The organism is Aquimarina agarilytica ZC1, assembly GCF_000255455.1.
Lineage (GTDB): Bacteria > Bacteroidota > Bacteroidia > Flavobacteriales > Flavobacteriaceae > Aquimarina > Aquimarina agarilytica.
The window spans coordinates 25,451-32,797 of record NZ_JH621284.1 but is presented as its reverse complement, the minus strand read 5'-3'; the positions used below and the strand labels follow the sequence as shown (position 1 = coordinate 32,797).

The window sequence follows — 7,347 nt, the reverse complement described above, 5'->3', positions numbered from 1 at the left end:
CCGAAATACGTGGCACGGTTTACTCCGAAATTACTGGCACAAATCGAAACGGAGTATCCACCAAATCATAATCAAACGAGAAAATAACTAATTCAGTATAGATTATGGAAATAGATATTAAACAGACAAGCGCTTCATTATTTCAATTATCTAATCAACAAGACTTGACTCTTTTCTTGATAAGAAAGGAGCTGGAGGGAACAAAGTTTATGGATGATTTAGCCAGTGTAGGGTTTGATAGATTTCGATATGATCCCAATTTAGCAGGGGTGATATTGGCTTTAATGGGCTTTAAAGTTACCGAAGAGATTTTAGATTCATTTTGTGAAATACAAAAGAAATATACAGAAAAAGTGAATTTAGATAATATAGAATCCATTAATGCACTTGCTTTACAATTTTATAGTGAACTTATTCAAAATAAAAGATAGTATCGGGTACTTTAATTTAGAAGAAATGTAAACCGTTGAAAAATCAATGACAAACAATTAAAAAATAGATAAAAAACAACATTTCCTAGTTTGGCACTTCAACCAAGAAGTTCAAAACGATGGAAAAAACTTCACCCAATTATCAGGATTTACAGTCCAGCATAGACCAACTTTTAGGGAAGTTTGGTCTACATAAGACTTTGGAAATCATCCAAAGCCTTACCAATAATACTACCCTTAAAGCCAAAGATGATGAGAAAGCGAAGCTTTTACTTGTTTTTTTGGTTGCTAAGAGTATAGAAATCTTCCAGCTTCAGGAACCACAATTTTACAGTAGTGCAGTACAAGAGTATAAGGAAGCTCGTATGTCATGCTATTATCTCTTGAAAAAATATACCGATAGTAGCTATGCCATTATAGGAGAGCACTTTGGGCAATCCAAGAGAGCGATACTTTACAACTATCATAAGTGTGAGGAAATACTTTCTATTCCTCAATTCTATAAAGACTATATCTCCAAATTCAAACTTTTGGAAGATCATGTTATTAATTTTTTAGCCAAGTTAAACTAAAGCCATGCAAGACGATATCAGCAAAGAGGTACAAGAAGTGCTTACAGAAACCCCCGAAGATATTTCTTTCGAAGTTATACAGGGAGAAGATAGTAGCCCCTTAAATCAGCCAGTTATAGAAAAAGATATTGGAGGAGAAAAACAACTTCAAGAGAATTCCAACTGGAACGTTTGGAAACCAGAAGAAGGAGGTTCATCACAAACCAAACATCCAAAAGACTTTCGAGAAACTACCGAAGAAACCATTGCCCAGGAAAAAGCTGCCGCACCACTAGATGCACCCGAGCAAACTTTTGAAGCTAACAGCTCTGAAGAAGTAACCATTCAAGAAGAAGCTGATGTAGAGTTATTATCGAATGCCCAAGCTACACAAGCAGCAGATGCTCTTTTAGGGATGACCAATAATTTACTAGAAGTTGGTGGTGGTTATTTTGTGAAAATCAACAAGCACGAAGCGTTCTTTGAGTTTGAAGAAATCATTCAACTGATTGATGAGCAAAATACAACTAATGTAGAGCGTATCAAGCTAGATAAAGAAGATCAAGCTTTATTACGCCCTTTGTTAGCTCAAGTACTGAAGAAGAAAGCCAAGAAGCTTACTCCGGAACAACAACTGATTGGCGCTATCATTTCCATTCTAGTCAAGAAAGCACAAGTAGTGATGGAGGTTCGTGCAGAAAATAGTTTGCTAGAAGGACGTATTCTTCAAATCATAAAAGAAGAAAAGGGAGAGACAGTTGTTTCAACTAGCGAAAAACAAAAAAAAGAATCTTTAGATGAGGAAGAAGAGAAAGGAGAGATAGAAGAAACTTCATCTATTGTAGAATCCAAAGAAAATCCGATAGCAGATGCAGCAGAAATCCACTAGAGGAAGAAAACGTATTTCTTACCTAAAAGAAGATCTAGAACGTCAACCCATGATTATGTTGGTTTGTGGAGAAACAGGAGTAGGGAAGACCTATCGAAACAAGCAAGAGATTCAACGCTATATGATGGATCATTTGGCTGTGGGTAAAAAAGGAAGAAAGGTATTGGCTTTTGATACGAATGATGATGATTATCCTCGTTTTAGAACGGTAAGTCCTAATCATCTTAAGGCGCTAACTAAAGTAGCAGCTAGACGTATTCGTCCTTTTTTGTCTGACGGGACTCCCATGGATAACGATGCTAAGAAGGAAGTGATTACTAAAATCATGAAGCATTACAAAAATGGTTTGGTCGTACTCGATGACATTGATCATTATATGACAGGGGCTAAAGGGCAATCTATGATTGGGGCTTTATGTACGGTACGTCATAAAGGAATCGATATTCTGCTAACTCATCAATCTGTGGCAAAGGTTACCACTTCTGAGTGGCAAAACTGTACTTGGCTTCGATTGCACCATCAGGTAGATGATGTGACCAGGTATCGAGAACGTATCCCAAAATATGAAATGGTACGTATTGCCCAGCTCATTGTAGATGAGCAGTACGAACTATGCTCAAATGCTTTTGCAAAAGGTGAAATCACCGAACAGGAGTATAAAATTCAAAAAAGCTTTTTTGTGTATGTCAATATGCGAGAACAGCGTATTATGGGATGTAGTAGGTCCGCGTTTATCAGAGCTTCTAAAAAGTTTATCGATCAAGAAGAAGGTCGTAAAGTGAAAATGCTGCTTAATGAGACTGACTTTGAAGGAGATGCCCTGTACAAAACCAAAAATGAAGCGATTATCAAGATGATTTCTGATAAATTAAAATACCATAGCCAAAGTGGTTCTATTATTTAGCAATAGACCAAGAAGCACTTTTCAATCTTTCTTTGATTAACATTAATGATACAAGAATTTCTTCTGCCTCAGGAGGATTACCATAAGTAAGCTCTTTAAAAATGCCATTGTAAGTAATGGATAGCTGTTTCCAAGTAGCTTCCAATTCAGAAAAGATCAATGCTTTTGATGGATGATTATATAGCCATTCTTTATCATTAGGGATGGCTTTATCATCATCTAGACCTACTTGTAATAACATTACTTCAAAATCTTTACTCTTTAAAAATTGCTTAATGCTTTGTTCTTGAAGTAAAAAATGTAAATCATAGGTGTGACGCACTTTATCCGCTAAACTCTGTAAAGGATCATTGGTATAAGAAAAGCGAACAAGGCTGATAATTTTCTCACAAAATGTTCGAGTAAGTCCCAGTACTTTTACAGGAAATGGAGTCAGTTCAAATTGCTGTATTAATTGTAGATTTTCCGTCTGTCCAATATACCTAGCAATAAGAGAATATACCTCAAAGGTCTCACAGGGATACGGGCTACCTAATGCAGAAACTTCTACAATAATTTCATCACGCACTTGACCCAAACTACCTGAAACATCTACTTTTTGATATCCAAAAGCTACTTTTCTAAGTTTTCCTTTTTTGTTTTCTAGTGGGTGTTTATCAATAGAAATCAAAGGCTCTGAAACACTAGAGGTAATCTTTTTTAGTAAAACCTTGATCGCAGCTCCACTCATTTCGTCATCTATGATCATAACTAGATCAATATCTTCAGAAAACCGTTCGATGAGACGATAACATTTTGAAAGTGCTGTTCCTCCTTTAAATACGATAGCATCTTTAACGGCTTCATTGGTAAACAATTGTTTTAAAGCAAAAGTGACCCAATAATCCTTTTCGACCATCACTTCAGGAATACCAAAATGTTCGGCTGTTATTTTTACGGCAGCCTCGAAAGTACTTTTATTCTCGTGTAAAGTCATTAATTAATGTTCCAGTTCTTAATGGTTGGAAGTTCTGTTTCTAGTATTCCAAAAGAATAGCGGCTCAAGGTATTGATTTTCCTTTGTAGCTGTTTAGAAAAAGTAGTGATTTGTAATGCTTCTAAAATAGCACCTAAAAGTGCATTTACTTTTGGAGGATACGCTTTAGCATAGGTGACAATGCGTTTTAAATCATTACTAGAATATTTAGAAAGTGTTTTTTTTAGAAATTGAAGTATGACACTGTTTTCAGTATCGGGGATTCGTTTAAAGTCTTTTATTACATCCAACACTTGTAAGTAAGAAACGTTGGTACTGGTAATTGGCAAATAACTTTTAGTAGACTTAACCCGAAGCTTTCCAAAATCTTTATTGAATTGTTTGTCCCAGCTTGCGATAGTAAATGTTACAGGGACTTGGGTAGTAAGTCCAAGACTGTTGTATAAACGAGTTCCAGTAATATAAGCCACTTGTTTTTTCTTATTGAAAAGGTAGGTGTTTAAAACTTCGGTGTCACTTGGTTTGAGTTTTCCAAAAACCGTTTTTTCAGGAATATAATATTTGCCCTTTTTGAAGCGTTCAATTTTTCCTTCAGAAACCATACGGCTTAGAGCTTTAGCAGCAGCACTCATTTGATTTCGATCGATAGACAAATCATCGTAGTCAAATACCTTTCCAGAAGGGAATTGACTAATTTTTTGAGATATGTACGCTGTCGTATTCATTTTACAAAGGTACTATAAGTTTATAATATGTCAAGTTTTTAATATGTTTTACTAGAAATTTTAAGCAAAAATTGTTCCATAGTTCAAATACTATCAGCGGAATGTAGATGGTTAAACGTCAACTTCGTCATCGAAAGATTAATTAATCCGTGTTAAAACCACATTAAGATGACACAAGAAAATGACATTGCCTGGACACCGATTCTTTACTGCGTAGGAGCAGGGGTAGCTGGCTTGGCTTTAGGAACTTTTTTAATAGCTCCTATGATTCAAAAAATGAAAGCTAAAAAAGAAGCCGAAAAGAAAAAAGGAATTACAGGTACTACGAAAAAGTAGTTGGTAACCCACTTTCAATAATCAATACAAAACTATCACTCTTGATTATTCAAGAATAAAACATAAAGAATTATGACAGATTACAACGACGAATTAGCCCGTTATGAAGAAGCTGCGGAAGATCAATTTGATGATTACGATAGCTACGAAGACGAGGAAGATGATTTTGACACAGGCTTTGAGGGTCTGGATGAAGATGGCTATGATGATGACTTCGAGGACGATTACGATGATTATGATGACTACGACGACGAAGGAGCATACGATGATGACGGTTATGACGACTATACAAGGTCTTCTATAGGAAAGATTGACCCTAATGACCGTACTTTAACCGTAGTGGTTACCAATACCTCTGATGTAGCAGCAGAAGCTGTGATATTTGGAGGAAATGCAGGATTGGATCAACCTCAAGGAGTAGCAGTAGAAATAGAGGAATCTTCTCATAAAGAAGTTAGAGAGGAGAGTAAATCGAATCCTTTCAAGATTGCAGGGATGAAATACTCGGTTAGTAATCCATTGCAATTTGATAATGTACTACGCATTGAACGTAGAACCGCAGCAGGATCGAAGACAACCCGTGTGTATCAACCTCGTAATGCTACATCCCCACAAAACTTTACACAAAGCTTGATCGATGATGATAACTTCGAAATGGATGTTACAGGTCAAGATGCAATGCGTGTACGTATCGAAGCTGGAGTAACAGCGGTATTTACCTTTACAATAAAAGCTCGAGCTAATCTTGGAAACTTACTAAAAGGGTATAATGTAGCAGAGTTATCGAGAGCTCCACGTACTACAGGTTTACCACAATTAGACTTAAAACGTAGACGTAAACCCAGAGCTTTCGGCTTACGCCCAAGGCGAAGACGTAGAAGAATTGTAAGACGTAGACCTGTAAGTCGATCTACACGTCGCATCTCTAGATTAAGACGAAGAAGACGATAGACGTAAGTTTTAAAGTTCATTCATATCAGCCAGAGTAGAGGCATTTACTTCCCTTGCTTTGGCTGTTTTTTTATCCACTATGACGATGACACAAGCTCAGAATAAAATCGATTATATCGTATTTCATAAGCCTAAAGAAGCTGGTAAGCTCCTGTATAATTATGGTTTTGAAGTTCCTAAAGACAAGGTTTCCTTAGTTAAAAGCATAAAGGCTTTGATTCGAAAAGAAGGCAGAAAGGTAACGGAACAATTATTATCGCTTCATCCTGATACTAAAGCCATTCTTTCTTTAAAAGAAACAAATACTTCACATTGTAGGGCTTGTAATCAAAAGACTTTGAATGCATCAGGAACTTCATGTAAAAGCTGCGGTCATAGTGGTTACAAAGGGGCGGGGGATGAAGATCATTTCTTGGGACAGTTCGATACGTATTCGGATAAGGAACTAGAAACTTACTATCGTAAAGTGACTCAGAATAGTGAAGACGATCCGGAAAATAAAACACTTGCCCAAGAAGTACAACTGATATGGAATGAACTTCGCTTACGAAAACAAGAAAATAAAACGCAAGAAAAAAACATGAACACTAAGGAATCCAAAGGGATTTCCAAAGATGATTTGATACTATTTGGTATGGTATTCATCGCAGGGATTTTAGTGGGTCATGGTTTAAAAATATCTACCATTCATGGAAAATAAACGAATACAAAGACAGTATGATCAGGTAATGAATCATATTGCACTCTTAGTTGCTAGTTACCCAGAAGCTGTAAAAAAGTTATTAGAAGATTACGGTCTTATTTTTAAAGGTACTCCAACAGCAAAAAGTTTTAGTGAAGCAATTTTAGAGAAGTTAGATGAAGGAGATCCCTCTTTTGAAAAGGCTTTAGAAAGACTAATTGTTCAATTAAACCCCACAGAAGAAGATCAATTTTTAGGAGGGTTGATAAAAGGAGCAGTAGGTCTTGTTGGAGGAATCATTCGGAAAAGAAAGGCACGTCGTAGAGCACGAAGAGCATCAAGATCATCTTCTCGTAGCAGTAGTTCATCTAGTAGTTCTATATCCCTAGCAAGAGAACGAAGACGCTTCGAGCAGCGTATTCAGCAAATGAGGCAAGAGCAACTTCGTCGAGAAGCAGAAGCCCGAAGACGAAGAGAGGAGGAAGATCGCAGAAGGAGAGAGGAACAAGTCAAAAGAGAAGCCGATTCGAAACGTAAAACACAAACGATGTTGATGGTTGGTGGCGGAGTATTAGTACTAGGATTAGGAGCAGTATTTATGATGCGTCAAAATAAACCTTCTTATCCATACCCGATGTCAACACCCGTGTCACCTCCGATGCCTTAGTCCATGAATATTTTAGCAAGTATACAAGAAAAGGAAGTCGCTATAAAAGGGACGATTGCCGATGGTTTTTTGGCAGCTTCCATTAAAAATATAGGAAATGATATCGCTATGGTGAATGGTGTGTCCCTAGCGGTTGGAGAAGCTAAAAGCTATCCATTTGTAGGGAAGGGCTATGAATCCATAGACTATGATCCTCAAAATAGCAGACTACGTATCCTAGAAATTTTTTAGCATT

The 7,347-nt window shown here is 36.8% G+C and carries 11 protein-coding genes; 9 read left to right on the top strand and 2 right to left on the bottom strand.

Annotated features, from left to right (window positions below):
* Positions 1–104: 104 nt before the first annotated feature.
* From KQA_RS0215690 to KQA_RS0215675, 4 genes are all read left to right on the top strand, one after another.
* Positions 105–431: a hypothetical protein gene (locus tag KQA_RS0215690; RefSeq protein ID WP_010182460.1), complete on the top strand. Its 327-nt coding sequence runs from the start codon at positions 105–107 to the stop codon at positions 429–431.
* Positions 432–550: 119 nt separating this feature from the next.
* Positions 551–1,003 carry a hypothetical protein gene (locus KQA_RS0215685; RefSeq protein ID WP_010182459.1) on the top strand — a complete coding sequence of 151 codons (453 nt, stop codon included), beginning with the start codon at positions 551–553 and terminating at the stop codon, positions 1,001–1,003.
* A gap of 4 nt (positions 1,004–1,007) precedes the next feature.
* Positions 1,008–1,871, top strand: coding sequence for a hypothetical protein (locus KQA_RS0215680; RefSeq protein ID WP_010182458.1), 864 nt, complete (start codon positions 1,008–1,010; stop codon positions 1,869–1,871).
* Positions 1,852–2,775, top strand: a complete 924-nt coding sequence (locus tag KQA_RS0215675; protein WP_010182455.1) for a zonular occludens toxin domain-containing protein — start codon at positions 1,852–1,854, stop codon at positions 2,773–2,775. The genes KQA_RS0215680 and KQA_RS0215675 overlap by 20 nt, the downstream gene beginning before the upstream one ends.
* Here the strand turns inward: KQA_RS0215675 and KQA_RS0215670 are convergent.
* Entirely contained in the window at positions 2,768–3,751 is a 984-nt protein-coding gene (locus KQA_RS0215670; RefSeq protein WP_010182454.1) for a nucleotidyl transferase AbiEii/AbiGii toxin family protein, read from the bottom strand. The two genes, KQA_RS0215675 and KQA_RS0215670, sit on opposite strands and share 8 nt — an antisense overlap.
* Positions 3,751–4,476 (bottom strand): type IV toxin-antitoxin system AbiEi family antitoxin domain-containing protein, encoded by a 726-nt coding sequence (locus KQA_RS0215665; RefSeq protein ID WP_010182453.1) that lies wholly within the window; start codon positions 4,474–4,476, stop codon positions 3,751–3,753. The genes KQA_RS0215670 and KQA_RS0215665 overlap by 1 nt, the downstream gene beginning before the upstream one ends.
* A 168-nt stretch (positions 4,477–4,644) precedes the next feature.
* On the opposite strand from KQA_RS0215665, the gene KQA_RS20575 reads away from it, so the two are divergent.
* The 5 genes from KQA_RS20575 to KQA_RS0215640 all read left to right on the top strand — a co-directional run bounded on the left by KQA_RS20575 (position 4,645) and on the right by KQA_RS0215640 (position 7,343).
* A complete protein-coding gene (locus tag KQA_RS20575) occupies positions 4,645–4,812 on the top strand; it encodes a hypothetical protein (protein ID WP_198283129.1) in 168 nt (55 codons plus the stop codon).
* A gap of 72 nt (positions 4,813–4,884) precedes the next feature.
* Positions 4,885–5,763 (top strand): hypothetical protein, encoded by an 879-nt coding sequence (locus KQA_RS0215655; RefSeq protein WP_010182452.1) that lies wholly within the window; start codon positions 4,885–4,887, stop codon positions 5,761–5,763.
* 79 nt (positions 5,764–5,842) lie between these two features.
* Positions 5,843–6,463, top strand: a complete 621-nt coding sequence (locus KQA_RS0215650; protein ID WP_010182450.1) for a hypothetical protein — start codon at positions 5,843–5,845, stop codon at positions 6,461–6,463.
* Complete coding sequence (locus tag KQA_RS0215645) at positions 6,453–7,112, top strand: hypothetical protein (protein WP_010182449.1); 660 nt, start codon at positions 6,453–6,455, stop codon at positions 7,110–7,112. Before KQA_RS0215650 ends, KQA_RS0215645 begins: the two co-directional genes overlap by 11 nt.
* A 3-nt stretch (positions 7,113–7,115) precedes the next feature.
* The gene (locus tag KQA_RS0215640; RefSeq protein WP_010182447.1) at positions 7,116–7,343 is read left to right on the top strand and encodes a hypothetical protein; all 228 of its coding nucleotides are present in this window, start codon (positions 7,116–7,118) and stop codon (positions 7,341–7,343) included.
* The last annotated feature ends 4 nt before the right edge of the window (positions 7,344–7,347 follow it).

Coding starts and splice junctions, on each gene's coding strand:
- KQA_RS0215690 (WP_010182460.1), top strand. CDS start 105: ATGGAAATAGATATTAAACAGACAAGCGCTTCATTATTTCAATTATCT.
- KQA_RS0215685 (WP_010182459.1), top strand. CDS start 551: ATGGAAAAAACTTCACCCAATTATCAGGATTTACAGTCCAGCATAGAC.
- KQA_RS0215680 (WP_010182458.1), top strand. CDS start 1,008: ATGCAAGACGATATCAGCAAAGAGGTACAAGAAGTGCTTACAGAAACC.
- KQA_RS0215675 (WP_010182455.1), top strand. CDS start 1,852: ATGCAGCAGAAATCCACTAGAGGAAGAAAACGTATTTCTTACCTAAAA.
- KQA_RS0215670 (WP_010182454.1), bottom strand. CDS start 3,751: ATGACTTTACACGAGAATAAAAGTACTTTCGAGGCTGCCGTAAAAATA.
- KQA_RS0215665 (WP_010182453.1), bottom strand. CDS start 4,476: ATGAATACGACAGCGTACATATCTCAAAAAATTAGTCAATTCCCTTCT.
- KQA_RS20575 (WP_198283129.1), top strand. CDS start 4,645: ATGACACAAGAAAATGACATTGCCTGGACACCGATTCTTTACTGCGTA.
- KQA_RS0215655 (WP_010182452.1), top strand. CDS start 4,885: ATGACAGATTACAACGACGAATTAGCCCGTTATGAAGAAGCTGCGGAA.
- KQA_RS0215650 (WP_010182450.1), top strand. CDS start 5,843: ATGACGATGACACAAGCTCAGAATAAAATCGATTATATCGTATTTCAT.
- KQA_RS0215645 (WP_010182449.1), top strand. CDS start 6,453: ATGGAAAATAAACGAATACAAAGACAGTATGATCAGGTAATGAATCAT.
- KQA_RS0215640 (WP_010182447.1), top strand. CDS start 7,116: ATGAATATTTTAGCAAGTATACAAGAAAAGGAAGTCGCTATAAAAGGG.